Origin of the sequence: Campylobacter lari (genome assembly GCF_900638335.1) — a bacterium.
Lineage (GTDB): Bacteria > Campylobacterota > Campylobacteria > Campylobacterales > Campylobacteraceae > Campylobacter_D > Campylobacter_D lari_E.
Genome location: NZ_LR134508.1, coordinates 357,750 through 383,112 on the forward strand (window position 1 = coordinate 357,750; position 25,363 = coordinate 383,112).

25 protein-coding genes are annotated in these 25,363 nt (G+C 29.2%); 14 read left to right on the plus strand and 11 right to left on the minus strand.

Annotated features, from left to right (window positions below; all coding sequences use genetic code 11):
• The 14 genes from EL235_RS01925 to EL235_RS01995 all read left to right on the plus strand — a co-directional run bounded on the left by EL235_RS01925 (window position 1) and on the right by EL235_RS01995 (window position 17,412).
• A complete protein-coding gene (locus EL235_RS01925; protein WP_164717486.1) occupies window positions 1–513 on the plus strand; it encodes a FixH family protein in 513 nt (170 codons plus the stop codon).
• Entirely contained in the window at window positions 513–2,900 is a 2,388-nt protein-coding gene (locus EL235_RS01930; RefSeq protein ID WP_126340696.1) for a PD-(D/E)XK nuclease family protein, read from the plus strand. The genes EL235_RS01925 and EL235_RS01930 overlap by 1 nt, the downstream gene beginning before the upstream one ends.
• Complete coding sequence (locus EL235_RS01935; protein WP_126340697.1) at window positions 2,897–5,641, plus strand: RecB-like helicase; 2,745 nt, start codon at window positions 2,897–2,899, stop codon at window positions 5,639–5,641. The genes EL235_RS01930 and EL235_RS01935 overlap by 4 nt, the downstream gene beginning before the upstream one ends.
• 178 nt (window positions 5,642–5,819) lie before the next feature.
• On the plus strand, window positions 5,820–6,023 hold the full coding sequence (locus EL235_RS01940; protein WP_126340698.1) for a hypothetical protein: 204 nt from the start codon (window positions 5,820–5,822) through the stop codon (window positions 6,021–6,023).
• A 351-nt stretch (window positions 6,024–6,374) separates the two neighbouring features.
• A complete protein-coding gene (gene rplM / locus EL235_RS01950; RefSeq protein WP_039617653.1) occupies window positions 6,375–6,800 on the plus strand; it encodes a 50S ribosomal protein L13 in 426 nt (141 codons plus the stop codon).
• 2 nt (window positions 6,801–6,802) lie between these two features.
• Window positions 6,803–7,192, plus strand: a complete 390-nt coding sequence (rpsI, locus tag EL235_RS01955; protein WP_039617655.1) for a 30S ribosomal protein S9 — start codon at window positions 6,803–6,805, stop codon at window positions 7,190–7,192.
• 249 nt (window positions 7,193–7,441) lie between these two features.
• On the plus strand, window positions 7,442–8,428 hold the full coding sequence (locus EL235_RS01960; RefSeq protein WP_126340699.1) for an OmpA family protein: 987 nt from the start codon (window positions 7,442–7,444) through the stop codon (window positions 8,426–8,428).
• A 3-nt stretch (window positions 8,429–8,431) separates the two neighbouring features.
• Window positions 8,432–9,076, plus strand: coding sequence for an HAD family hydrolase (locus EL235_RS01965; RefSeq protein ID WP_039617658.1), 645 nt, complete (start codon window positions 8,432–8,434; stop codon window positions 9,074–9,076).
• Between the two features lie 117 nt (window positions 9,077–9,193).
• Complete coding sequence (nifJ, locus tag EL235_RS01970; RefSeq protein WP_126340700.1) at window positions 9,194–12,748, plus strand: pyruvate:ferredoxin (flavodoxin) oxidoreductase; 3,555 nt, start codon at window positions 9,194–9,196, stop codon at window positions 12,746–12,748.
• 66 nt (window positions 12,749–12,814) lie between these two features.
• Complete coding sequence (locus tag EL235_RS01975) at window positions 12,815–13,075, plus strand: hypothetical protein (RefSeq protein ID WP_126340701.1); 261 nt, start codon at window positions 12,815–12,817, stop codon at window positions 13,073–13,075.
• The gene (mshL, locus tag EL235_RS01980; RefSeq protein WP_126340702.1) at window positions 13,047–14,438 is read left to right on the plus strand and encodes a pilus (MSHA type) biogenesis protein MshL; all 1,392 of its coding nucleotides are present in this window, start codon (window positions 13,047–13,049) and stop codon (window positions 14,436–14,438) included. The genes EL235_RS01975 and mshL overlap by 29 nt, the downstream gene beginning before the upstream one ends.
• The gene (locus EL235_RS01985; RefSeq protein ID WP_126340703.1) at window positions 14,419–14,748 is read left to right on the plus strand and encodes a hypothetical protein; all 330 of its coding nucleotides are present in this window, start codon (window positions 14,419–14,421) and stop codon (window positions 14,746–14,748) included. The genes mshL and EL235_RS01985 overlap by 20 nt, the downstream gene beginning before the upstream one ends.
• A complete protein-coding gene (locus EL235_RS01990) occupies window positions 14,741–16,255 on the plus strand; it encodes a GspE/PulE family protein (RefSeq protein WP_126340704.1) in 1,515 nt (504 codons plus the stop codon). The genes EL235_RS01985 and EL235_RS01990 overlap by 8 nt, the downstream gene beginning before the upstream one ends.
• The gene (locus EL235_RS01995) at window positions 16,252–17,412 is read left to right on the plus strand and encodes a type II secretion system F family protein (RefSeq protein ID WP_126340705.1); all 1,161 of its coding nucleotides are present in this window, start codon (window positions 16,252–16,254) and stop codon (window positions 17,410–17,412) included. The genes EL235_RS01990 and EL235_RS01995 overlap by 4 nt, the downstream gene beginning before the upstream one ends.
• Here EL235_RS01995 and EL235_RS02000 read toward each other — a convergent pair.
• The 11 genes from EL235_RS02000 to EL235_RS02050 are packed head-to-tail and all read right to left on the minus strand — an operon-like array spanning window position 17,409 to window position 25,331.
• Window positions 17,409–18,161 carry a TSUP family transporter gene (locus tag EL235_RS02000; protein ID WP_126340706.1) on the minus strand — a complete coding sequence of 251 codons (753 nt, stop codon included), beginning with the start codon at window positions 18,159–18,161 and terminating at the stop codon, window positions 17,409–17,411. The genes EL235_RS01995 and EL235_RS02000 overlap by 4 nt on opposite strands.
• Window positions 18,146–18,895 (minus strand): TIGR02757 family protein, encoded by a 750-nt coding sequence (locus EL235_RS02005; protein WP_039625453.1) that lies wholly within the window; start codon window positions 18,893–18,895, stop codon window positions 18,146–18,148. Before EL235_RS02005 ends, EL235_RS02000 begins: the two co-directional genes overlap by 16 nt.
• Window positions 18,895–20,724, minus strand: a complete 1,830-nt coding sequence (flgK, locus tag EL235_RS02010) for a flagellar hook-associated protein FlgK (protein WP_039625454.1) — start codon at window positions 20,722–20,724, stop codon at window positions 18,895–18,897. Before flgK ends, EL235_RS02005 begins: the two co-directional genes overlap by 1 nt.
• A gap of 10 nt (window positions 20,725–20,734) precedes the next feature.
• Window positions 20,735–21,169 (minus strand): flagellar export chaperone FlgN, encoded by a 435-nt coding sequence (gene flgN, locus EL235_RS02015; protein ID WP_039625455.1) that lies wholly within the window; start codon window positions 21,167–21,169, stop codon window positions 20,735–20,737.
• Window positions 21,170–21,212: 43 nt separating this feature from the next.
• Window positions 21,213–21,419 (minus strand): hypothetical protein, encoded by a 207-nt coding sequence (locus EL235_RS02020; protein WP_039625456.1) that lies wholly within the window; start codon window positions 21,417–21,419, stop codon window positions 21,213–21,215.
• 60 nt (window positions 21,420–21,479) lie between these two features.
• Entirely contained in the window at window positions 21,480–21,845 is a 366-nt protein-coding gene (locus EL235_RS02025) for a rod-binding protein (protein WP_039625457.1), read from the minus strand.
• Window positions 21,845–22,891, minus strand: a complete 1,047-nt coding sequence (locus EL235_RS02030) for a flagellar basal body P-ring protein FlgI (protein ID WP_039617681.1) — start codon at window positions 22,889–22,891, stop codon at window positions 21,845–21,847. The genes EL235_RS02025 and EL235_RS02030 overlap by 1 nt, the downstream gene beginning before the upstream one ends.
• Window positions 22,892–22,950: 59 nt before the next feature.
• Entirely contained in the window at window positions 22,951–23,607 is a 657-nt protein-coding gene (locus tag EL235_RS02035) for an RsmD family RNA methyltransferase (RefSeq protein WP_126340707.1), read from the minus strand.
• Entirely contained in the window at window positions 23,600–23,995 is a 396-nt protein-coding gene (locus tag EL235_RS02040) for an ornithine carbamoyltransferase (protein WP_114640104.1), read from the minus strand. The genes EL235_RS02035 and EL235_RS02040 overlap by 8 nt, the downstream gene beginning before the upstream one ends.
• Window positions 23,979–24,683, minus strand: coding sequence for an HdrB C-terminal domain-containing protein (locus EL235_RS02045; RefSeq protein WP_126340708.1), 705 nt, complete (start codon window positions 24,681–24,683; stop codon window positions 23,979–23,981). The genes EL235_RS02040 and EL235_RS02045 overlap by 17 nt, the downstream gene beginning before the upstream one ends.
• Before the next feature lie 9 nt (window positions 24,684–24,692).
• Entirely contained in the window at window positions 24,693–25,331 is a 639-nt protein-coding gene (locus EL235_RS02050; RefSeq protein ID WP_052243248.1) for a DUF5644 domain-containing protein, read from the minus strand.
• Window positions 25,332–25,363: the final 32 nt, after the last annotated feature.

Below are 25,363 nucleotides of genomic sequence, written 5' to 3' on the forward strand. Positions count from 1 at the left end.
ATGGAAAATAAGAAAACATTTTGGCCTTATGGTATTTTGATTTCTTTGGGGCTTATTGTTATAGCTTGTATTGTTACGATTTTTATTGCAAGCAAGGCACCTGTGTATGAAGATAATTTTTATTTTGATTCTTATCAAAATGTAGAGTTAAATTATAATGAAATTCAAAACAGACAAAAGACTTTTGATGAAAATTTTAAACTAGGCATTAAAGATAAAGAAAGCTTTGTGCATAAGAAAAATAAAGTTTATTATATCAATGAAGGGCAAAATGAGCTGAGAATTGCTATTGAAAATTTAAAAGATTATGACTTAAGTAAGCTTCAAATTCAAACTTTACTTTCACGCCCACATACAAATATAAACGATGAGAATTTACAAGCTAGATTAGAAGGAAGTGATTTGATATTTGATTTTAATATCAAAGAAAAAGGCGTTTGGCAAATACTTTTAAAAATCACTCAAGATGAAAATAGTGTAGGATTTTTTAAATTCTTTTTACAAACTAAATAATGAAGCTTTTTGTATTTAGCTCACTAAGAGCTTTAAGAAAGTATTATGAGAAAAAACTACAGATTGATAGTTTAGTAGAACCAGCTATGAGTATAGCTGAATTTATGCAAAAATTAGTTTTTTCTCCATATTTTCAAGCAACGCATTATGAATGCTTGCTTTTGATGAAAAAGGCTTGTGAGCAAACTAAAAATTTAGAGCAAAGTTTAAAAATACCGAGTAACTTTTTTGCTTTCTTAAAAAACAATGCTTATTTATTTAGTTTCTTTAAAGAGCTTAGTTTAGAAAAAAAAGATATCAACTCATTAAAATTTCATGATGCTTATGCACAGTATGATGAACATTTGCAAATTTTAGAAGAGCTTTTTAAAAATTATCTTGTCTTGTTAAAAGAACAAAATTTATATGATGATATTTCTTTGCCACTAGATTATGAAATTAATAGTGGTTTTTTAAAAAATTATGATGAGATTATTTTTGATTTTCAAGGTTTTTTAAATGCTTTTGAAGTAGAGCTTTTGTTAAAAGTTAAGGAAATACTTCCTCTTAAAGTACAGTTTAATTGCACTAAATTTAATAAAGATTTTTTAAATACTCTTAGCTTTTTACAAGGACTTTCTCTTAAAGAAAATCATGCTTATTTGTTTGATGTAAATCAAAAAACAATTTTAAAAGAAGAGTGCTTTTTTAAAGAAAGTAAAATTAGTTATAAAAGTTTTCACTTAAGATCTTTACAAGCTGCTTTTGTTTTTGAAAAAATTAATTCTTTTTTAAAATCCGGTATAAATGCAAAAGATATTGTAGTGATTACTCCTGATGAGAATTTTGTAGATATTTTAAGACTTTATGATAAAAATAATGTTTTAAACTATGCAAGTGGAGAGAGTATTAAAAACACACTTTTTTATCATAGATTAAAGTCTTTGTATGAAAGTGCTAAAGATGATGAGTTTGAGTATGAAGAAAATGAAGATTTTTATGAAAGGTGTAATTTAAACAAACATTTGTGCAATTTACACTTTTTTTCTTCTAATGTTGATTTTGCAGAGTTTAAAAAGCTTTTTGATGAAAATATTTCTTATGATTTCTTTGAGAATTTTATTTTTAATTTGCTAGAAGATAGTGAAGAGGAATTAAAAAATTATATACATCAAGAGCTTATTTTTATCAAAGAGCTTATAAAAACACACAAGTTAAGCTTTGTGCAAATTTTAGAATTATTTTTTATGCAAATTGATGGTATAAAATTAAGCAGTGTTGGTGGTGGTGAAGTTACTGTAATGGGACTTTTAGAAAGTAGGGGACTTAGATATGATGGGGTAATTATAGTTGATTTTAATGATGAGTTTATCCCAAAAAGAGTTTCAAGCGAATTATTTTTAAACAATGAAATTCGCAAAAAAGCAGGACTTATCACTCATGCTCAAAGAGAAAATTTACAAAGACATTATTATTATACTTTAATAGCCAAGGCAAAATTAGTTGGAATTTCTTATGTGGAAAATGAAGAAAAAATCAAATCAAGATTTTTAAATGAACTTGAACTTCCACTTTATGAAGATAAAACTTATAGCAATAATGCTTATGTGAAATATTTTCAAACTTATCCATGTACTTTTAATCTTGAACCTATTGTAAGTATTAAAGCAAAACATGATTATTTTCAAAATGATCTTTCTTTTTCAAGATTTCATCTTCTTGTGTATTATGGTTTGGATTATTATTATAAGTATGTTTTAAGATTAAAAGAGCCAAAGACTTTAGATGATACACTTAGAGCAAATGAGTTGGGGAGTTTTATCCATAAGGCTTTAGAGCTTTATTATACACAAAAATCTAAAAATCATTTTGATTATGAAGTTTTTATGCAAGTGGTAAAAAGCATTAAACAATACCGAGTTGATGTGCTAAATTTAGCTTTAATACAAACTATATTTAAAGAATTTCAAACACTTGAAAATGAGCATTTTAAGCAAGGTTATGTGGTAGAAAAATGTGAATTTAATCCACCAAGAAAAGAATTTATTGCAGAAAATGGAGTGAAAATTCACGCCATAGGCTTTTTAGATAGAGTAGATAATAATGGCAATGAAAGATTGATTATAGATTATAAAAGCGGTAAGGCAGATGAAAAGTCTTATCAACTTGCTTTTTATAAGTTTTTATTAGAAAGTCAAAATACCTTATTAAATACAAAAGCTTGTTTTTATGATCTTAAAAATATCAAAATCATACATGAAAATACTAAAAGTAAGAGCGTACAAGAACTTAAAGATTTACTTAATGAGCTTGCTAAAGAACCTTTGGAGAAAGAATTTTTTAATCAAAAAAATGACAATACCTATAGCCCTTATACCATGCTTTATAAAAAGGAGTTTAAGCTTTGAGTTATCATTTTGAGCCTTTTTTAGCTTTGGAAGCTAGTGCAGGAAGTGGAAAAACTTTTGCATTAAGTGTGCGTTTTGTAGCTTTGGTTTTAATGGGAGCTAAGATTAATGAAATTTTAGCCCTTACTTTTACTAATAAAGCTACAAGTGAAATGAAAGAAAGAGTTTTTAAAACCTTTTTAGAATTTGATGTACTTGAAAATGGAGAGAATAAAGCAGAGTGTGATGAGCTTATGAAAATGCTAGGTAAAAGCAAAGATGAGCTTATAGCTTTAAGAGAAAAATATAAAGAGGAATTTTTAAGATCCAAGCTTAATATCTACACTTTTGACAGCTTTTTTTCGCAAATCATTCGTTCTTTTGCTTTAAATTTAGGTCTTATGAGTGATTTTGACATTATAGAAAGTCAGGATAGTTATAAAAATTTCATCGCTAAATTAAACGAAGAAGAATTAAGGGCTTTGGCTTATTATATTGTTCAGACAAAAAACAAGAGTGACTTTTTGCAAAATCTTGAAAGCTTGTATGAAAGATCTTGTGAGATAAATTCTATACAAAATGCACATTTTCCAAATAAAACTTTTTTAGAAAAAAGCTTAAGTGCGTTTATAACTTATGCAAGAAATTTAAGCGCAGATAAAAACTATCAAAAAAATTTCGAATTTGAGAACATAGAAGATTTCTTTACTAAACCTATTATTTGTGATTTAGATAAAAAATATTTTGTAAAAGTCATCGATAGTGAATTTTTGCAAAAAAGAGCAGAGTTTTTACAAAGTGCAAAAGAGTATTTTACTCAAATGGAAAATTACCGCATAAGTATACTTGCAAAGCTTTTGGCGCATTTTAAAGAAGCAAGAAATGAAAACAATGTCAAGCAAAATGCATTGACTTTTTCAGATATAGCTTTAAAAACTTATGAGTTAATTAGTGATGAAACTAACAAAGATTTGATTTATTTTAGGCTTGATGGTTATATTTCTCATTTATTAATCGATGAATTTCAAGATACTAATGTCTTGCAGTATCAAATTTTAAAACCCATCATTGCTGAGCTTGTTTCAGGCGAGGGAGTGAAAAAAAATAGAAGCTTTTTTTATGTGGGGGATAAAAAGCAAAGTATATATGGTTTTAGAGGGGGTAAAAAAGAGCTTTTTGATAAGCTTTTAAAAGACTTTCCGCAAATTAAATTAGAGCATTTAGATACTAATTATCGTAGTAAAAAAATCATTGTTGATTATGTAAATGAAGTTTTTAAAGATAAATTTTTTGATAGCTTTTTAAATCCTAGCTTTACTTTGCAAAAAAGCATTAAAGAAGGTGGATATGTGGAAGTTTTGCAAAATCATATCCCGCCAAAAAGTTCTTTGCATGAAGCAAGTGGTAAAGAAGTTTTAAAGATCATTCAAAAGCTTTTAGAAAAAGGCGTAAAGCTCAGTGAAATTTGCATTTTGGTATGGATTAATAAAGATGCTACTTTAATGAAAGAATTTCTTGAAGAAAATGACATTAAAGCTTATACGCAAAGCAATGTAGCTTTGATGGATTGTATTAGTGTAAGAGTGCTTTTTGAGTATGCAAAGGCTTGTGTGCTTAAAGATGAGTTTAGTTTGTACTTTGCAAGTAGTATTTTAGAAAAAGAACTTGAGTTTGCAACGCTTGATTTAAACCGTAGTGTAGGTGAGATTTTAAAATACTTGGTACATGTTTTAAAACTTGACTTAAGTGATGTTAATCTCATCGCATATTTAGAGTATGCAAGTACTTTTGATAATTTTTTTGATTTTTTATTTGCTCCATGTGAGCTAAAGTCTTTGCAAGCTCAAGATGATGGAGTAAGTATTATGACTGTGCATAAATCTAAGGGGCTTGAATTTGAAAATTTAATCGTACTTGATAGACTTAGTAAAAAAGCTCCGGATAATGAAACTTTAATGTTTGAGTATGATTTAGAGCAAGGTTGGGAAATAAAATACCGACACAGTGCTAGAAAATATCTTGAAGATCAAAATTACAATACCTTTTTAGCTAAAAGAGAAAAACTTCAAGCAGAAGATGAGATAAATTGTCTATATGTAGCCCTTACTAGAGCTAAAAATTCTCTTTTTATCATAAAAAATGATGAAAGCTTTAAAACCTTTAAGAGTTATTTTCAAGACTATGAAGAAAAGCAAATAGGCATTATAGAAGAACAGCTTGTTAAAACAAAAGAGCCTTTAGAAAATTTAGAACAAATAGAAAACTTTGAAGAATTTCAAAAGGTAAATTTGCAAGAAGTTAAAGTAAAAAGCCATCTTTCAAGCGCACAAATACATTTTGGTTTGGCTTTGCATGAGTTTTTGCAATATTTTGATTTTAACACCAAGAGTAATTTTGAATTTTGCAAACAAATGGTGTATAAAAAATACCGTTTTTACTTAGATGATGAAGGTTTTAATGAGCTTTTTAAAAGACTTACTATGCTTTTAAAAGATGAGAGCTTTAACGCGCTTTTAGTGGGTAAAAAGCTACTAAAAGAGCAAATCATTACTTATAAAGGCGAACAAAAACAACTTGATATGCTTGCATTTGATGATAATGAAGCTATCATTATAGACTATAAAACGGGTTTAAATTTAAACGAGCATAAAAAGCAAGTTTTATTTTACAAAGAAGCCATAGAAAAAATCTTAGCCAAGACTTCCACTAAGGCTTTTTTGGTATATGTTTTAAAGGATAAAGTGGAGATAATATATGTGTAGCATAGATAAAGAACAATTTTATGGTAATATTTCTCTTTTTCACGGTAAAATAAAAAATGCAGACAATGATTGATATTTATCTTGGGAGCATTGTTATGAGTATTTTTATATCAATAGGAGAAATGTAGATTATAATCATGCTTCCTTGATGTTATCTTTTTATTTAGCTAGTTGGGGTATGTATAGGGGTTCTTCTTTTTTATTGCGCTATGATTATAAAATATATAAAACAATATTAGAAGAGTTGTTGGCTATCGATTTATGGGATAAGCATGATTGGAATCAAATAACCAAAGCAAATGAAATTATAGAAAAAAATTATTATTCTATAGAAATAATAAAGAAGATAAAAATAATAAAAATAAAATTAGCAATACGCTGATCGCAAAAATTTTGTTAGGAATTTTTGGCTGCACCCCTGCTTATGATAGATTTTTTACAAATGGCCTAAGACAATACAATAGTAAAAATAGCAATAAGATATCGATAAGTTATAGTGAAAATAGCTATAATGGAATTGTAGACTTGATAGATAGATGTAAAAGTAGCTTTGAATTTCCAAAAATAAAATTAAAATTCAATGAAAATATATGTTATCCGGATATGAAAATTATGGATATGTATTTTTGGATTTTAGGACAACAAAAACTTTAAATATTCTTAAATTAAGTATTAATTAAGCTAAAATAATTATAATCTCATTTTTAAAAAAATTTTTGGCAAAGGTAAGATGATGACAAAGATAACAAAGCCAAACGAAGTAAAACGCGAATGGATCGTTTTAGACGCTGAAGGAAAGCGTTTTGGTCGTCTTTTAACAGAAGTAGCGACTATTTTAAGAGGTAAAAATAAACCTTGCTATACTCCAAATGTTGATTGTGGAGATTATGTAATCATTATCAATGCTTCTAAAGCAGTTTTCACAGGTGCAAATAAAGCAGAAGATAAACTATATCACAGACATTCAGGGTATTTTGGAAGCGTAAAAAGTGAAAAATTTGGTGATTTATTAGAAAAAAATCCAGTTAAATTATATAAATTAGCAGTTCGTGGTATGCTACCTAAAACAAACCTAGGTAGAGCTATGCTTAAAAAATTAAAAATTTATGCAGGTAGCGAACACCCTCATACTGCTCAAATTGCTAATAAAGGAAAATAATCATGGCAACAACATACGCAACAGGTAAAAGAAAAACCGCTGTAGCTAAAGTTTGGGTAAAAGCTGGTAGTGGTAAAATCATCGTTAATGGTATGGATTTAAACACTTGGCTTGGCGGACATGAAGCTATAAAATTAAAAGTAGTTCAGCCTTTATTAGTAACTAAACAAGAAACTTCTATGGATATTAAAGCAACAACTTTAGGCGGTGGATACAGCGCTCAAGCTGAAGCTTTAAGACATGGTATTTCAAGAGCTTTAGCTGCTATGGATGCAGATTTTAGAGCATTATTAAAACCAAAAGGACTTCTTACTAGAGATAGTAGAACTGTTGAGCGTAAAAAATACGGTCGCAGAAAAGCAAGAAGAAGCCCACAATTCTCTAAACGTTAATCTTTTTTTGGATCCATTTTTGGATCCATTCTCTCTTTTATTTTCAAAATCACATTTTTTCATATATTTTTGTTTTGTTTAAAATCAAAGGATTTTTTGTTTAGAATAAACTTTTATAATTTCAAAGTCCGATCAGGGAAACCTCCTTTTTGTAGTAAATTTAAGCCCCTTTCCCAAAAAGGGGCTTATTTTATTTTAATCTTCTTTTTATATAATATCCCATTTATTTTCATTATTTAAGGATAGTTTATGAAAAAAATTATAGGATTAGTTAGTTTAGCTAGTGTTTTGTTTGCTTTTGATGCTAGTAAAATAGAAATCACTCCAACCTTTAATTATACAACCCCAGAAGGAAATTTAAATCTTAAAAATTACGGTGGAGTGGGTTTAAGATTTGGTTATCATTATGATGATTTATGGATAGATCAAGCTGAGCTTGGCTTAGAGTATTATGATAATGCAAAATATAACAATCCAAACGATAATACACATACAGATACTAGTGTTTCAAGATTTTATGTAAATGCTATTAAAGGAATTGATCTAGCTAATCATGTATATTTATATGGTTTGTTAGGAACCGGTTATGAGTATTTAAGCCATGGAGCTTATGAAAATAAAAGCGGTATGTTTGCTCAATATGGTGCGGGTTTTAAATTTGCACTTGGCGAAGACTTAGCTTTAAGACTTGAGGCAAGAGATCAAATTAAATTCAATAATGGTGAACATAATTTGATTTCTAGTGTTGGCTTGAGTTTTTATTTTGGCAATAAAGCTCCAAAAACCCCTCAAACTACAACTAAACAAATCGAAGAAAAACCGCAAGCAAAACAAATTGATAAATCGTGTCCAGAGCCAAGAAAGGGTGCTTTGCTTGATCATATAGGTTGTGAAAAAACAATAGCACTTGAAGGACATTTTGGTTTTGATCAAATTAGTATAAATCCTGAATTTGCACAAAAAATTCAAGAAGTAGGTAAGGTTTTAGAAGAAAACCCACAATATTATACTATTTTAGAAGGTCACACAGATAGTACAGGCTCTAAAGTTTATAATCAAAAATTATCATTAGAGCGTGCTAAGGCAGTTGCAAAAGAACTTGAAAAATCAGGTGTTGCTAAAGAAAAAATTGCAACTAAAGGCTATGGTTTTGACAAGCCAAAAGCAAGCAATGATACTAAAGAAGGCCGTGCGCAAAATAGACGTGTGGAAGCAAAATTTTTCATTAAAGAGTAAGCTTTGTTAAAAAAGACAATTTTATTTGACTTAGATGGCACTTTGATAGACTCTACAAGTGCCATTTTAGATGGTTTTGATGCTGCTTTTAAAGCTTTTGGTGAGCCTTTAAGAGATCATGAAGCCATTAAAGCTTTAATAGGATTTCCTTTAGATGTGGCTTTTGAAAAACTTGGAGTGCCAAAAGAAAAAACAAGTGAGTATATTAATGCTTACAGAAGCGTATATCAAAAAATCTATATAGAGCAAACTTCTTTGCTTTCTTTGGCAAAAGAAAGTGTATATGAGGCTAGTTTGTTTGCTGATTTAGCTGTTGTAACGACTAAAAGTTCTAAATTTTCCAAACCTTTACTTGATCATTTAGGTATAGGAGAGTATTTTAAAGTTATCATAGGTAGAGATGATGTAACTTACCCAAAACCAAATGCTGAGCCTATTTTATTAGCTTTAGAAAAATTATCTAAAAGCAAAGAAAATGCATTTATGATAGGAGATACTCATTTAGATATCCAAGCAGCTTGTAATGCAGGTATCAAACCCATAGCAGTAAGTAGTGGTTATGAAAGTAAGGAAAGTTTAGCTAAATTTAAAATTCCACTTTTTGAAAATACTTATGAAGCTGTAAAACATATAAAAAATATCCGATAATTTCACATTCAAAGCCTATACATATAAATAATAAAAATTTTTTATCATTGTTTAAGACAATTAAAGATAAAGTAGCTATTGATTTTAAGTAATTATTTTAATTATAAGGATAATTAAATGAGTAAAATAATGAAAACAATGGATGGTAACGAAGCAGCAGCTTATGCTGCCTATGCATTCACAGAGGTTGCTGGAATTTATCCTATTACCCCAAGCTCTCCTATGGCAGATTATACTGATATATGGGCTTCTCAAGGTAAAAAAAATCTTTTTGGAGTACCGGTTAAAGTTGTAGAAATGCAAAGTGAAGCAGGAGCGGCAGGGACAGTTCATGGTTCTTTACAAGCAGGTGCTTTAACTACTACCTATACAGCATCTCAAGGACTTTTATTAAAAATACCAAATATGTATAAAATCGCAGGTCAGCTTTTACCTGGGGTTATCCATGTGGCAGCTAGGGCTTTAGCTTCTCAAGCATTGTCTATTTTTGGAGATCATCAAGATGTTTATGCTGCAAGACAAACAGGTTTTGCTATGCTTTGCTCACATTCTGTGCAAGAAAGTATGGATTTAGCAGGTGTTGCACACCTAGCAGCTATTAAAGGTAGAGTGCCTTTTATGCATTTTTTTGATGGTTTTAGAACGAGCCATGAAATTCAAAAAATCGAAGTAATGGATTATGCGCATTTTGATCGCTTATTAGATCGTGAGGCTTTGTTAGAATTTAGAAATTCCTGTCTAAATCCAGAAAATCCAAAAACAAGAGGTACGGCTCAAAATGATGATATTTATTTTCAAACAAGAGAGTTAGCAAATAAATATTATGAAGCTATTCCTGATATTGTTAATGAATATATGCAAGAAATTTCAAAAATTACAGGAAGAGAATATAAGCCTTTTGTATATTATGGGGATAAAAATGCAACACGCATTGTAGTAGCAATGGGTTCAGTGACTGAAGCTTTAAAAGAAGTTGTAGATCATCTAAACAGCAAAGGCGAAAAAGTAGGGGTTTTGAAAGTTCATTTATATAGACCATTTAGTTTAAAATATCTATTTGATGTAATGCCTCAAAGTGTTGAAAAAATAGCTGTTTTAGATAGAACTAAAGAGCCAGGAAGTTTAGGAGAGCCACTTTATTTAGATTTAAAAAGTGCTTATTATGGAAAAGAAAAAGCACCTTTAATCGTTGGTGGCAGATATGGACTTTCTTCAAAAGATGTTGATCCTGCTCAACTTTTAGCGGTTTTTGAAAACCTAAATCAAGCTAATCCAAAAGATGGTTTCACTATAGGAATTAATGATGATGTGACTTTTACTTCATTGCCTGTGGGAGAAAAAATTTCTTTAGGTGATGAGAGTACCATAGAGTGTTTATTCTATGGACTTGGTGCTGATGGTACTGTAGGGGCGAATAAAAACTCTATTAAAATTATAGGGGATAAAACAGACTTTTATGCGCAAGCTTATTTTGCTTATGATTCTAAAAAATCAGGTGGTTATACAAGAAGCCATTTAAGATTTTCTAAAAAACCTATTACTTCAACCTATCTAGTTTCTACACCGCATTTTGTAGCGTGTTCAGTTGCTGCTTATTTAGAAATTTATGATGTTTTAGCAGGTATTAGAAAAGGCGGAACTTTCCTTTTAAATAGTATTTGGAGTGCGCAAGAAACTATTAAAAAAATTCCTAACGCAGTTAAGAGAGTTTTAGCGCAAAAAGAAATTAATTTTTATATCATTAATGCTACAAAACTTGCTAGGGAAATAGGACTAGGTAGTAGAACAAATACAATCATGCAATCAGCATTTTTCAAACTTGCTAATATCATTCCTTTTGAAGATGCACAAAAATATATGAAAGAATTAGCTTATAAATCATATAGCAAAAAAGGTGATGCTATAGTTGAGATGAATTATAAAGCTATTGATGTAGGTGCAGATGGACTTGTAAAAGTTGATATTGATCCTTCTTGGGCAAATTTGGCTGATGAAGCAAAAGAAGAAACTATAGCTTATAAAGGTACTGAGTTTGTTGAAAAAATCGCAAAACCTATGAATGCGGCTAAGGGTGATGATTTATCAGTTTCGGCATTTTTGGGCTATGAAGATGGTAGTTTTGAGCATGGTACTACTGAGTATGAAAAAAGAGGCATTGGTGTTATGGTGCCAAGATGGATAGAAACTAATTGTATTCAGTGTAACCAATGTGCCTCAGTATGTCCACATGCGGTTATTAGACCATTTTTAATAGATGAAAAAGAATTAGAAAATGCTCCAGCAGGCGTGAAAGAACATAGCTTAAATGCAAAAGGCGTAAAAGAGCAAAAATTAAATTTCAAAATTCAAGTTTCACCGCTTGATTGTACAGGTTGTGAGCTTTGTGTGCATGAGTGTCCTACTAAAGAAAAATCTTTAGTAATGGTACCACTAGGTGAAGAGCTTGATCATGGTGAGCAAGAAAATGCAGATTATTTATTCAAAAAAGTAAGTTATAAAGATAATATCTTAAATAGAGAAAATGCAAAAGGTATTCAATTTGCTCAACCTTTATTTGAATTCCATGGTGCGTGTCCAGGTTGTGGGGAAACTCCTTATATCACTTTAATCACTAGATTATTTGGTGAAAGAATGATTATTGCTAATGCAACAGGTTGTAGTTCTATTTATGGTGGTTCAGCTCCTTCAACTCCATATAGAAAAAGCAATAAAAATGGTCATGGGCCTGCTTGGGGTAATTCTTTATTTGAAGATAATGCTGAATTTGGTCTTGGTATGAAAATAGCAACTGAAACAACAAGACATAAAATAGAGCAAATTATGAATGAAAGTATGCAAGAAGTTCCTAACGCACTTTCTGCATTATATAAAGAATGGATTGCAAATAAAGAAGATTCTAAAGCTTCTTTAGAGTTAAGAGATAAGTTAGTGCCATTGCTAGAAGAAAATAAACAGATTAAGGCTGTAAATGATATTTTAGAACTTAAAAGCTATTTGAGTAAAAAATCACATTGGATTTTTGGTGGTGATGGTTGGGCTTATGATATAGGTTATGGTGGGCTTGATCATGTTTTAGCAAGTGGTGAAAATGTAAATATTTTAGTGCTTGATACTGAAGTTTATTCAAATACTGGAGGTCAAAGCTCAAAATCTTCAAGAACAGGCTCAGTAGCCCAGTTTGCTGCAGCAGGTAAGCCAGTGCAGAAAAAAGATCTAGGCCAAATTGCTATGACTTATGGCTATATTTTTGTAGCTCAGGTAAATTCTAATGCAAACTATGCACAGTTGTTAAAAGCTGTAATGGCGGCAGAAGCTTATGATGGACCTTCTTTGATTATTGCTTATTCTCCTTGTATAGCTCATGGTATTAAAGGTGGGCTTGGAAATTCAGGAAATCAAGCAGAACTTGCTACAAAATGTGGATATTGGCCAACTTACATTTATGATCCACGTTTGGAAGCTGAAGGTAAAAACCCTTTAACAATTTCTTCCAAAGAGCCTGATTGGGATTTATATGAAAGCTTTTTGATGAATGAAGTGCGTTATAGCTCACTTAAAAAATCAAATCCTGAGCAAGCAAAAGAATTGTTTGAAAAAAATAAAGCAGAAGCACAGCGCCGTTATAGACAACTTAAACGTCTAGCAAGTGCTGATTTTAGTAATGAAAATTAAAATTTGCTTCGATTTTTACTTGTGAGTTTATGGGTACTTGGTGCTTTTGGTGCTAAGTACCCATTTTTGAATCAAAGTTGCAATGATATTGATTTTTCTTTGATTCAAGATCCCTTTTTTCAAAAAACTACAAATATAAAATCTGATTTTTCCTTGCAAGCTATCGTTTCTAATAAAGTTAAGATTAATGATAAATGGTATGCTTTGAATGATGATATTGAAGGTTTTAAGATTGTCGAGATTAAAAATTCTCAAGTTATATTGATAAAGGAAGAAAAAATCATGGTTTTAAAATTGTATGAAAAAAATAATATTTTTATTTATTAGTGTTTTAACTTTTACAAATGTTTTTGCTTCACAGTGTCATCAGCGCTTTTTTGATATAAGCGTAGAAAATAAAACTTCTTTGATTGAAATTTTAAATGAACTTGGTAGAGAATGTGGTTTTAGCATTATAATAAAAGATTCATTAGCTAGAGAAAAGTTAAATCATACTCAAAATTATTTACACATAAGAAAAATGTCTTTAAGAGAAATTTTTAAACTTTTATTGATGGAAAATAATCTTGCTTATGAATATGAAAAAAATATTTTAAAAATTTATGGAAGACAAGTTAAAACTTTTAAAGTGCATTATATAAGTTCTATTAGAGAAGGGCAAAGTATCACCAAAGCTTCGGTTGATTCAAGACCTAAACAAGGTGATTATGATAGTACTAAAGAAGCAGATAATCTAGTCATTAGCACAGATAAATTTGATTTTTGGGAAAAAATTTCAGAAGAAATACAAGCTTTATTAGATGAAAATACAACTAAGCCTATTATTAATACTAATGCAGGAATTATCACTTTAAATGCTACTTTATATGAGCTTACAAGAGTTGAAAAATATCTAAAAGATTTAAATAAAAGACTTAAAAAGCAAGTTTTAATTGATGTAAGTATAGTTGCTGTACATTTAAATAAAAGTCATTCAAGTGGGATTAACTGGCAAGAGCTTGCTTTTAAACTCAATGGAGATGATAGTGATTTTATAATCAATAAAGGTGGTGTTAGAAATATCAATCTTAAAGCCAATGTTGAAACTAAAGCTATTTTAAATTTATTACAAGAAAATGGCAAAACCACTGTGCTTTCTAACCCAAAACTCATGGCGCTTAATAATCAACAAGCTATTATTTCCATAGGTGATACGATTAATTATCAAGTAAAAGAAAGTTCCAAGGGCACTGAAAATGGTACGACCATTAGTGAAGCTTATAATAATTATTCTATTTTTGTAGGAATTTTACTAAATATTTTACCTGAAATTTCAGATGATCATAAAATCATGCTTAGAATTAATCCTAGTTTGAGTGATTTTAAATATAGTGTTGATAATCATAGACAAAATAAGCCAAGAAATATAGCACCTGATACCATACAAAAAAAGCTTTCTACTGTAGTTGAAGTTGATGATGGGCAAACTTTAATTTTGGGTGGATTAATTAGTAAAAATACGATTAGTAATCATAACGAAGTAAGTGCTTTATCTAAAATACCACTTTTTGGAGCTTTATTTCAAGGAAAGCAAAATTTAGAAGATATTAGCGAAATAGTTTTTATCATCAAGCCAAGTTTAATAAGAGCTGATAAAAAAGTATTAAGCTTAAAAGAATTAGGTTTTGAACATGAAGATAATATGTTTTAATTTTTTAATTTGTTTGTCTTTTTTAAATGCAATGAATATTCAAAATGAAAGTTTTGAGCAAAATGTATTCTATGAAAAATTTATTAATCATCCAAGTTATGAAAATGCCCTAAATTTAGCTAAATATTTTTATCAAATAAAAGATTATCAAAAAGCTATCTTTTGGGCTGTTGAGGCAAATGAATTTGAGTTGTTAGAAAAAGAGGCATGGTTAGTTTTTATCAATGCTAAATTAAAACTTGGAAAGCATGAAGATGCTTTAAAAGCTAAAGAAGAGTATGAAAAACTTTTAGGAAATTATTTTGAATGATATAAAAGCAATAAAAACTTTAGATGAATTTACTTTGCAAGAATTGGCTTTAGAGTATAAATTAGAAATTTTAGACTTAAATCAAACTCTCAAGATAGAAAAGTATCTTCATGTTTTACCTTTTTCTTTAATAGAACAATATAATATTTTTTGTTTTTATGAAGATGATGAAAATATTCATATAGCTTCTTTAAAGCCTTTAGATGAGAGTATTTTAGAAAAAATACAAAATTTATATCGCTTAAAGGTTGTTAAAATTTTTCTTTGTGAATTTACACAATTTAAATTTTTGCTAGAAAGGATTAAATTTTTAATTTGCTTTCAAAACTATCTTGATAAATTAGAACTTAATTTAAAAAGTGATGAAAATAAAGATGAGTTTTTATTAGAGCAGTTTTTGAATTTAATTTTAACTTATGCTTGTTTTTTAAGAGCAAGTGATATTCATTTGGAGCCTTTAGAAAATGAAGTTTTGATAAGATTTAGAATAGATGGAGAATTAAAATATATCCATAGTTTTGATATGAATTCTTATCAGGCTTTATTAATGCATATAAAAATCATTGCCTTGCTTAATGTAGCAGAGCAAAGACAAGCCCAAGATGGGAGTTTTTCTAAGGTTATTTTAGAGCAAAAATATGATTTTAGAATTTCAATTATGCCTTTGTTGTTTGGACAAAGTGTAGTGTTTAGAATTTTAAAACAAGATGAGCATGTTTTAAAACTTGATAGACTTTTTATTAAAGAAGAAAATTTAACCTCGTTAAAAAAATGTATGAATGCCCCCTATGGCTTGATTTTGTTTTGTGGGCCAACAGGGAGTGGTAAAAGTACTTTCATGCATGCTATTTTAAATGAGCTTGACCAAAATAAAAAAATCGTTACTCTAGAAGATCCTATAGAATATAAACTTAAACATGCTCAGCAAATTTTGTTAAATTCTAAAAACGGCTTTGATTTTCATAAAGCTTTGAGAGCGGTTTTAAGGCAAGATCCTGATGTGATTATGGTGGGCGAAATTAGAGATGATGAGAGTTTGGATATAGTTTTAAAAGCTTCTTTAAGCGGACATTTGGTTTTAAGTACCTTGCATACCAATGGTGCTATAGAAGCTATTTTTAGAATGAAGCATATGGGTGCAAAAGAATATTTAATAGCTTATGCGCTTAATTTGATCATAGCTCAACGTTTGGTGAGAAAATTATGTGAATGTAAAGAGCTTAGCGATGAAAAATTTCATTTTCAAAATCAAGTTTTTGAAGGAAAATTTTATAAAGCAAAAGGTTGTGCTAAGTGTATGTATAGTGGATATAAAGGGCGTTTAATGGTGGCTGAGTTTTTATTTTTAGACCATAATTTAAAAAGTATGATAGAAAATAATGTAAATTATGAAAATATTTTAACTTATGCTTTAAAAAAAGGCTTTTTGACTTTAGGTGTGGATGTTTTGGAAAAAGTAAAGCTTGGTTTGACAAGTGTAGATGAGCTAAGAAAGATTGGTTTTTGAAAAAATTTATTATTTTTTATGCTTTAAACAAAGAGCAAAAGCAATGTATAATTAAAGCTAAAAATCTATATGAAGCTAGAAATATTGCACAAAAATCATTTGAAAATATTATTAGTGTTGAAGAATGCCTTGGAGCAACAAAACATAAAATTAAAGAAGAAGAGCTTATTTTTATTCTTAAAGATTTAAATATGATTTTAAAAGCAGGATTAAGCTTGCAAGAGGCTATTTTAGAGTTTGCAAGATCAAATCATGATATATACGTAGCTAAAATATTTAGCGTGATTTATAATAAACTCAAAAATGGAAGCTCTTATAATGAAGCTTTTAGAGGTATTTTAAATTCTAGAGAATGTGCTGTTTTAAAAATTTGTGATGGTAATGAGGATTTGTATAAGGCTTTTGAGATTATCATTAATCTAAAAGAGAAAAATCTTCATAGTTTTAAGCAGTTTAAAAAGGCTATAACTTATCCACTTTTTGTTTTTATATGTATTATTTTAGCTTTTTTTGTACTGATGATTTTGGTTTTGCCTGAATTTAAAACTTTATTTTTGCAACTTGAATTAGATTTGCCAAAAATCACACAAATTCTTTTTATTTTAGGAGATTTTTTTAAACATTTTTATGTATTTATTTTATTAGGTATGGGATTTTTTATAATGCTTGCTTATTCTTTTAGGAAGTCTTTATTTTTTCATGAAATTCTTTTTTACTCTCCCGTTTTTGGAAAAATAATATTTTATCAAGATAAATTTTGTTTTTTCTTGATTTTTTCATATTTATTAAAAGCAGGGGTGGATATAAAAAGAGCTTTTGAACTTGCCTGTGAAGGTATAGAAAATCAATTTTTTAAAAATAAAATGTTTGTTGCAAAAACTTCATTTGAATCAGGATTTGATTTAGCTCAAGCTTTTTCTAACACAAGGCTTTTTGATTCTTTTGTGATAAGAATGTTAAATTTAGCTTTAAAAAGTTCTAAGTTAGATGAAAGTACTTATGAGCTTGCTTTATTTTATGAATATAAAAAAGAAAATTACACCCAAAGACTTTTGACTATTTTAGAACCTTTGATGACAATTTTTATGGCGAGTTTGATTTTAGTATTAGCTTTAGGTGTATTTTTGCCTATGTGGCAAATTAGTCAAGGAATTTAAGCAAGATAATCATAAGCAACCTTAACTATAGTTAAAGCAACCATAGTTAAAAAGAGTTTTTTGATAAAAGTTCCTTGTGTTTTTAAAACTAGTTTTGAACCTACAAAGGCGCCTAAAACTTGGCCTATACCCATTAAAATACCAACTTTCCAAAGCACCTCATAAGAGTATAAAAATACTCCTAAAGCCACTACATTGCTAGTAAAATTTAAGATTTTAGTATTAATGCTTGCATTTTTCATGCTAAAACCAAGAAATATCACGCAAGCAAAAATCCAAAAAGACCCTGTTCCAGGCCCTAAAAAGCCATCATAAAAACCAAGTAATAAACCAAAAGTGATTTGAAAGCTTGTGGTGCTCATTTTAGCTTTATTATGTACATGGCCTAAATCAGGCTTGAAAATAGTATATAAAAAGATTAAAATAAGACAAATTAATACAATGATTTTAACAGCATTTTGATCTATTAATAAAACCGCATAAGTTCCAATGGCTGCACCAATAGCAGTAAATAAAATTCCTAAAGCTATCTTCTCTATATGCATAGATTTTCTATAAGCTAAAACTGCGGTGAGTGAGCCAAAGGTGCTTTGAAGTTTATTGGTAGCTAGGGCTAAATGAGGAGGAATCCCGCAAGCGAATAAAGCAGGTATGGTAATAAGTCCACCACCACCTACAATCGCATCAACACAACCCGCAAAAGCAGCAACAAAAAATAAAATCACATAATAAGTTAATTCAAGCTCCATAAGCTTTCCTTGTTTTGTCCGATTCTATATAGAGCAAAATCATATTTTATAGGATCTTGCGGATCAAATTTTTTAAGACTTTGAGTAAGCTCTAAAACACTTTTAAAATCATAAATCTTACGCTTTAAAAGCTTAAGTTTTAATGAAACTTTATGAGTATGGGTATCTAAAGGTATAAGTAAGTCTTTTTTATCGATATTTTTAAACAAACCCAAATCAAGCTCATCTTTTCTTACCATCCACCTAAGATACATATTGTATCTTTTTAAAGGCCCTTTTGGAGTTTTAAATTCTTTTGAAAAGAAAAACTCATAACCATAGCTTTTATAAGGATTAAGTTTATAAATTATTTCTATGAAAGTTTTTATCGCTTGTGTGATGTTTTGTTCTTTTTGATAAGTTTTGGTAAAAATATTTTCTATACTATCTTCATTTTTTAAGCGTTTAAGTGTTATAAAAATTTGAGCTATGTCTTGAGAGTTTTGAAAGCGGTATTTTAGATTTTTACATTCTTTTTTAATACACTCATCACTTCTTTCAAGTAAAGAAAAATCAAGTTTTTTTAAAAAATTGACAATATTTTTAGCATTTCCATAGGCAAACAAAGCACAAAGTAAGGCTATAGTTTCATTTTTATAAACACTTGCAATTTGCAAAGGATCAGGATGAGAGAAAAGCTCTTTTTGAGTGTTTTTACTTAAGATAGCTTCATCTAAAAGAGCTTTAATTTGCATTAAGATTTTAAACCAAGTAAGGTTTCAAGCATTTGATCAACGGTGGTTACTATTTTAGCTGCAGCGCCATAGCTTGCTTGATATTGTATGAGTGCTGCTAATTCTTCATTGGTATTTACGCCACTTTTGGATTGATATTCTGCATAGGCTGTATTAAATACTGTCATATTGGTTGCATGTGCAAAACCATTGCTTTCAGCATCTGAAGCAATTTGACCTGTAAATTTTCTATAATATCCATCTAAAGACATAGTATCTACTGTACCGTCTTTATTGTAAAAATTTACTTTTTGGGTTTGAAGTTGTAACATAGCATTTGCTACATCATTGTTTCCATCAACACCGTTTGAGCTTGCTTTTAAACTATTTGGATCATTTCTAATGCTTGAATTTACATTAATACTACTTGCATCTTGACCATTAAAAAATGAAGATACATTTAAAGCACCAGGGAAATTTGTGCCATTGTCTTTAAAAGCTATTTTGTAACCTTTTTTTAAGCTATTGATTTGGAAATTTCCACTATCACTTTGTCCATCATAATGATAAAAAGCTTGAAAATAATCATTTAAATCATCACCACCTTGACCATTCTTGTTATCGTCGATATCTGCATTGATTTGTTTAATAACATCTTCTATAGTGGTATTGACATCTATTTTTATAGTTCTAGTAGCTACCGCATCGCCTTTTTCATCATAAACTGTGATGTCAAAGCTTCCTGCTTGGATGTTTTTATCATAACTCATTAAAGAAGTATCAGGTTTTAAGCCTTTTAAATCATCCGAATTAACTCTATCTGTAGCTGCTTGAGCATAGACATTATTAGTTTGAGTTATAAGTGTTTTTGTAAAGGTATTTAACATATCTTTATATTCTTGCAATTTTCCATCGCTATAAGTATCATGATTGCCATCGTAATTTCTACCTCTAAGATCAAGTTGAGCTCCAAGCTGTCCGCCTGAAATTTTACTAGTTAAATCATAGCGGTTTTCATCATTTACTTCATAATAAATTTGATAAAATCCATTAGGGTTATTATTATCTAATTTTAAAGGATGAAAGCTAGAACCATTTACTATACTAAAACCTTGAATACTTAAATCATAATATCTTCCTGAATCAGTCATAGTAGATTCTAAAGTACTATCTTGAGAGCTTGTTCCCTTCCAAGCTACCGCATTAACTAGCTTTGAAAGTCTAAGTTCAAGTTCATCTCTTTTATCTCTTAATTGATTTGCATTATCAGTAGGTAAAACCTCTTCGTTTTCAAGTTGTTTATTAATATTTGCAATTTCTTGACCTATGTTGTTGATTTCATCTACAGTTTGTCTGATTTGCTCGTTGACAGTTTGCTGCATTTTATTAAGATCTTGTAATGTTTTTTGTATATTTTGAGTTAGTGTATTTGCACTTTCAATAAGATCTATTTTACTTGCTCCATCACTTGGGTTAGATGCAAAGTTATTCCATGCATCATAATAGTTTTTATAATCTTGCAAAATACCAGTACCTTGCATATCAGGAAATCTTTGGCTTGCCTCTTGCAAAATTTGTCCTAAATAATTTGTGTAGTTTTGTTGAGTAGTGGCATTTTTTAACTCATAATAAGAATGTTCATCATGTAATCTTTTAATAGTATCAATCTGTGTACCTGTTCCTAGATGTAAACCACCTCTATCGATAGACATCCCAGTTCCTTGCACTGCTCTTTGTCTGGTATAAAATACTGCATTTGCATTAGATATATTATTACCTGTGGTATTGATTTGAAGTTCGGCAGCTCTAATACCGCTAACTCCTGTATATAAGCTATCAAAAATTCCCATGACTTAACCTTTAAACATTGATCTTAAATAATGAATCTGGAATTGTTTTTTGATCTCCATAAGCATTATTTGTTCCATTTTGGTCAAACATTGTGTTTAGAAGATTGTCGTAAAAATTTTTAATAATAAGAGCTAGTTTGGCATACTCTTTATTTTTTTGATGTAAGGTATTTAAATTTTGCTTTAAAAGAGCAAGTTTTTCTTTATCTTCATCATCTAAAAGCTCATCTAAACCTTTATTGTTTCCTTGATTACTAAGTTCTATTAAGGCCTTGTCAAGATTTTTTTTAGCAATTTGAAAGTCATTTACAAGCTTAGTTTTTTCTTCTACACTTTTGCTCACATGCTGATGATTGGCAGCTTGAATTTGGGTTATATCTTCTAAAGTAAGATTGATGAGTTTTTCTAAAATAGAATTTGTTTCGTCTAAGTGTTGTTTAACCATTTTTTTATCCTTTCTTAGGCATCAACCCAAAAAAGGATAAAAGTTATAATAAAGAATCTGCTATTGCTTTAGAAGTGGCTTGTAAGTCTATTTTATACGCACCATTTTTTATTTGTGAAGCAATCAAAGATGCTTTACTTTCCTCTGTTTTTTGAGTTTCTTTTGCCTTGTTGTTTTCTTTGTTTTCTGTTTTATTTAAATCATTAGTAGCAACTTGAGCTACATAACTTTGATGTATAGGGTTTATCATTTTAAGCCTCCGGTTCTATTGAAAAACTCTAAGAACTATATCGACACTTAAAAAAATAACTTAACCTCTTTCTTTTAAATAATCAAATAATAATTTTGAAAAACCTAACCCCCCACTTAATGCTTTACTCATAGTATCATTATACATAGATGAATAAATTTCATCACTTGCATCTTTTCCAAATAAAGAATTTTCTTGTTTTAAAGAAATATCCAAAACGCTTTTGATTAAAAAAGCTTCAAAGGCATCGGTTTGCTCTTTTAAAGCCTTATCTTCATCATTTAATGCTTGTATATGAGTTAAATCATTTTTAAAAGCACTATCTGCATAGTTTTTAGCAGCTTTATAGCTATTGTTGTGTTTAGTAATATTTTCATAAAGTTCACTGCTATAGTTTTTACTCGCTAAATAATTATCAACTCTCATTATATTACCTCTAATTCAGCACTGATGGCACCAGCTCTTTTTAGATTTTGCATAATAGCTATGATATCATTTGGAGCTGCTCCAAGTTTATTTAACATTCTGGCTATGTTTGCTACTGTTGTTTTATTGTTTGTGATTTTTAAAGTATTAGATACAGGATCTAAAATACCACCATCTTTCATATCGATTTCATTTTGTCCCAAAGCTACGGTATTGTTTGGATCAATTTTTATAGTGATATCTTTATGGGTAATTAATATAGGCTCAACTTCTATATTTACTCCCGCTACGATAGTTCCAGTTCTTTCATCGATGATCACTTTGCTTTCTGGAGTATAAGCTATGTCTTGTTCCAATACTCTTGCCATAAATTCAACATGAGAAAATTCTTCAGGTTTTGTTAATTTTATGGTTCTAGAATCTAAAGCCTTTGCTATATCTGTATCAAAAATAGTGTTTAAAACTCTTTCTATATTGTTAGCTGTTTTAAAGTCTGCTTCTTTTAAGCTTAAAATTAAATCTTCGCTTTGACTGAAATTTTGAGGAATTTCTCTTTCTACTACTGCACCATTAATAACATTTGCTGAGGTTGAGTGTGTTCCTGCTGCACCTGGTCTTGGGCTAAGTCCACCTATAGCTAAAGAACCTTGAGCTACTGCGTAAATTTCCCCATCTACCCCTTTTAGAGCTGTCATAAGTAAGGTTCCACCTTGTAAAGATTTGGCATCACCTAAAGAAGCTACACTCACATCAAGTTTATCCCCGCTTCTTGCAAAAGCAGGAAGTTTTGCTGTAACCATTACTGCTGCTGTATTTTTTGACTTTATATCGCCTGGGCTAACTTTTACATTCATACCTTGAAGCATATTTGAAATAGATTGTAGAGTAAATTCACTACTTGTGCCATCTCCACTTCCATTTAAACCAACAACCAAACCATATCCTATAAGTTGGTTATCTCTAACACCTACTACATTGGTAAGTTCCTTAATAGTAGCTGCAAAAACGCTTAGACTTAGAACTAAGCTCAAAAATAATATTCTCATCGATTCTTCCTTTAATCCATGCTATTTTCATACAATTAAAGCAAAAAAAGTTCCAAAATTTATATAAAGGAATAAAAACTTAGAGTGGTTGAGCCAAATTTTTTTTCTTTTGTTTTTTCATAATTTTGTATTTTAGTAGGAGTATTAAAAGTACTGTGATGTTCTATAATGATGATTTTTACATTTGAATTTCGTATATTTTCTATCAATTTTAAAGTTTTTTCATAAATATCAAAAAAACCTTCTCTAATGTCAAAGGGTGGATCAAGATATAAAATAATATCTTCTTTGGAATTTTGAATGATTTGAGGTGTTTTTTTAAAAGTATCATCATTGAAGCAAATGGTATTTTGATCAATACTAGATGTATTTTTTAAAGCAATTTCGTAAGCTTTTTTGTCTTTTTCTATGGCATAACTTTTTAAGCAACCATTACTTCTTGCTTCTAACGCCATTAGAGCACTTCCTCCAAAGGCTTCTATGAAAACCTTACCTTGCAAAGAAAAACGCAAAACATTAAAAACACAAGATTTTACTATACTTTTGGTGCTTCTTGTGGTATCTAAACTAGGAAGTAAAATTTTTTTACCCTTATAGATTCCACTTTCTATGGCGGTGTAAATTTTTTGAGTTTGTTTTTTTGAGTTTGTTTTTTTATCTTCTTTGTAATTTTTTAAAAAATCTTTTACGCTTTGATATTCTTGTGTTTTATGCATTATTATTTTCTTCTTTGATGAGGTTTTTTAACTCTGTTTTGTAAAGATCAAATATCGCGTCGATTTTTTCATGACTTTCTTGACGCAATTGCTCTAAAATAGCTTCACATTTTTGATTCATAATTTTTTTCTCGCGCATAGCAATCTTGTATGCAATGCTTTGTAAACTTGCATTAAAATCATTTAAAGCATTTAGCAACTCTTCTATGCTAAAAGGTTGGGTTAGGAAATTGGATTTTTTGTTGATGATAAATTGTGGTTTTTGTATGTTGATTTTTTCATCGCAGACTAAAAAATCACAATCTTTTTTTAATACCAAAAAATCCTTCAGAGCGATTTCTAAAGTTTTTTCTAAAATTAAATCTTTACATTCAAGAGCGATTTTCATTGATTAAACTCACCTTTAATTTGTGTTTTTTTAAAGTATATGGTACTATACCTAGGGCTAAATTTGCAAGCTCTGCAAAACTTAAAATATAAAAATCTTCAAAATTTCTATTTGAAGTTGCTTGTAATTCTTTATAGCATTTGTCAAACATATAAAAAGAATAAAAATCCTCAACTACTAAAAAATCACAACCACTATCATAAGCGTCTAGCATTATAACAGAGGCACTTTTGAAGGCTAATTGGGTGTTTAAATTTAAAAAACTATAACCACAGCTTTTGTATTTCCTTTCAAAATCTATAATATTTGCTTTAAGTATTTTAGCAAGCTCTAAAGAACAATTTGCATTAGAAAATCCTTGATAAACACCTATATTAAATTGCTCAAAAAAATGTTTAATGTATTCTTGTTTAAGATGCTCTAAAAAAACTTCTGGAGCATATTGAATTTTCTCAATTTTACTCATAATTTCATAAGAGCTGTATTCGCAAGCTAAGATATTATCTTCATTCATCATTCTTGAATATTCATCTAAGATATCTTTTGGATCATAATCAATAATAAAATAATTTTTACCCAAAGGTTTTTCACACAATGTGCTTTCAACACCGACTACGTCTAAAGCATTTTTGATAATATCAAAATAACAAAATAAGTCATTATTGCTATTAGTATAAATTTTATACATTTTAATTCCTTAAAAAATACTTCTTGCAAGGCCTGATTTTACAAGCATTACTTTTAATTCTTTAATATAAGATTCATAATCAAGTTCATTTGATGAAATAAAATTTTTAAATTTGGTATGATAATAAATTCCTTTTTCTTCATCTGCGACTAATTTTAAAAATTGCGGTGCTTTTTCTGGATATTTAAGCAACATCTTATAAGCAAATATAAAAAAACTATCACCAAGATATTCAGGTAAAAATTCTCTAATTTCACTTGTATAATATAAAAAGTCATATTGTTTATAAAGTTCTACATCGTGTATATCAATAAGTCCTTTAAAAAGTTCGAGTTTTTCTAAAAAATCACTTTTATCCATGATTAAATCTTTGGTTGCTCTTTTGGTGTCAAGTGGCTCTATGATGAGTTCTTTTCCAAATTTTTCAATGATATTACTTAAATCTCTTCGTTGTCTAAGGGCGACTTGGTTGATTTTAATACAACTTTCCGGGTTTTCTTCAAAGTCAAAATATATATCATCTTTTTTCACTTGCACTAAAATATCATAAACACTTTTAAAATTTTTACTATCATAAACATAAGGTTTATAATAAGCTAAATAATCACTATCTTTATCAAAACGAAAAATTCTTAAAGTTATTTGCATATCTTATCCTTGGTATTATTTTTCATTATATA

Bases quoted from the DNA above. Each gene is read 5' to 3' on its own strand.
- EL235_RS01925 (WP_164717486.1), top strand. From the start codon at position 1: ATGGAAAATAAGAAAACATTTTGGCCTTATGGTATTTTGATTTCTTTG.
- EL235_RS01930 (WP_126340696.1), top strand. From the start codon at position 513: ATGAAGCTTTTTGTATTTAGCTCACTAAGAGCTTTAAGAAAGTATTAT.
- EL235_RS01940 (WP_126340698.1), top strand. From the start codon at position 5,820: ATGTATAGGGGTTCTTCTTTTTTATTGCGCTATGATTATAAAATATAT.
- rplM (WP_039617653.1), top strand. From the start codon at position 6,375: ATGACAAAGATAACAAAGCCAAACGAAGTAAAACGCGAATGGATCGTT.
- rpsI (WP_039617655.1), top strand. From the start codon at position 6,803: ATGGCAACAACATACGCAACAGGTAAAAGAAAAACCGCTGTAGCTAAA.
- EL235_RS01960 (WP_126340699.1), top strand. From the start codon at position 7,442: ATGAAAAAAATTATAGGATTAGTTAGTTTAGCTAGTGTTTTGTTTGCT.
- nifJ (WP_126340700.1), top strand. From the start codon at position 9,194: ATGAGTAAAATAATGAAAACAATGGATGGTAACGAAGCAGCAGCTTAT.
- mshL (WP_126340702.1), top strand. From the start codon at position 13,047: ATGAAAAAAATAATATTTTTATTTATTAGTGTTTTAACTTTTACAAAT.
- EL235_RS01985 (WP_126340703.1), top strand. From the start codon at position 14,419: ATGAAGATAATATGTTTTAATTTTTTAATTTGTTTGTCTTTTTTAAAT.
- EL235_RS02000 (WP_126340706.1), bottom strand. From the start codon at position 18,161: ATGGAGCTTGAATTAACTTATTATGTGATTTTATTTTTTGTTGCTGCT.
- EL235_RS02005 (WP_039625453.1), bottom strand. From the start codon at position 18,895: ATGCAAATTAAAGCTCTTTTAGATGAAGCTATCTTAAGTAAAAACACT.
- flgK (WP_039625454.1), bottom strand. From the start codon at position 20,724: ATGGGAATTTTTGATAGCTTATATACAGGAGTTAGCGGTATTAGAGCT.
- flgN (WP_039625455.1), bottom strand. From the start codon at position 21,169: ATGGTTAAACAACACTTAGACGAAACAAATTCTATTTTAGAAAAACTC.
- EL235_RS02020 (WP_039625456.1), bottom strand. From the start codon at position 21,419: ATGATAAACCCTATACATCAAAGTTATGTAGCTCAAGTTGCTACTAAT.
- EL235_RS02025 (WP_039625457.1), bottom strand. From the start codon at position 21,845: ATGAGAGTTGATAATTATTTAGCGAGTAAAAACTATAGCAGTGAACTT.
- EL235_RS02030 (WP_039617681.1), bottom strand. From the start codon at position 22,891: ATGAGAATATTATTTTTGAGCTTAGTTCTAAGTCTAAGCGTTTTTGCA.
- EL235_RS02035 (WP_126340707.1), bottom strand. From the start codon at position 23,607: ATGCATAAAACACAAGAATATCAAAGCGTAAAAGATTTTTTAAAAAAT.
- EL235_RS02040 (WP_114640104.1), bottom strand. From the start codon at position 23,995: ATGAAAATCGCTCTTGAATGTAAAGATTTAATTTTAGAAAAAACTTTA.
- EL235_RS02045 (WP_126340708.1), bottom strand. From the start codon at position 24,683: ATGTATAAAATTTATACTAATAGCAATAATGACTTATTTTGTTATTTT.
- EL235_RS02050 (WP_052243248.1), bottom strand. From the start codon at position 25,331: ATGCAAATAACTTTAAGAATTTTTCGTTTTGATAAAGATAGTGATTAT.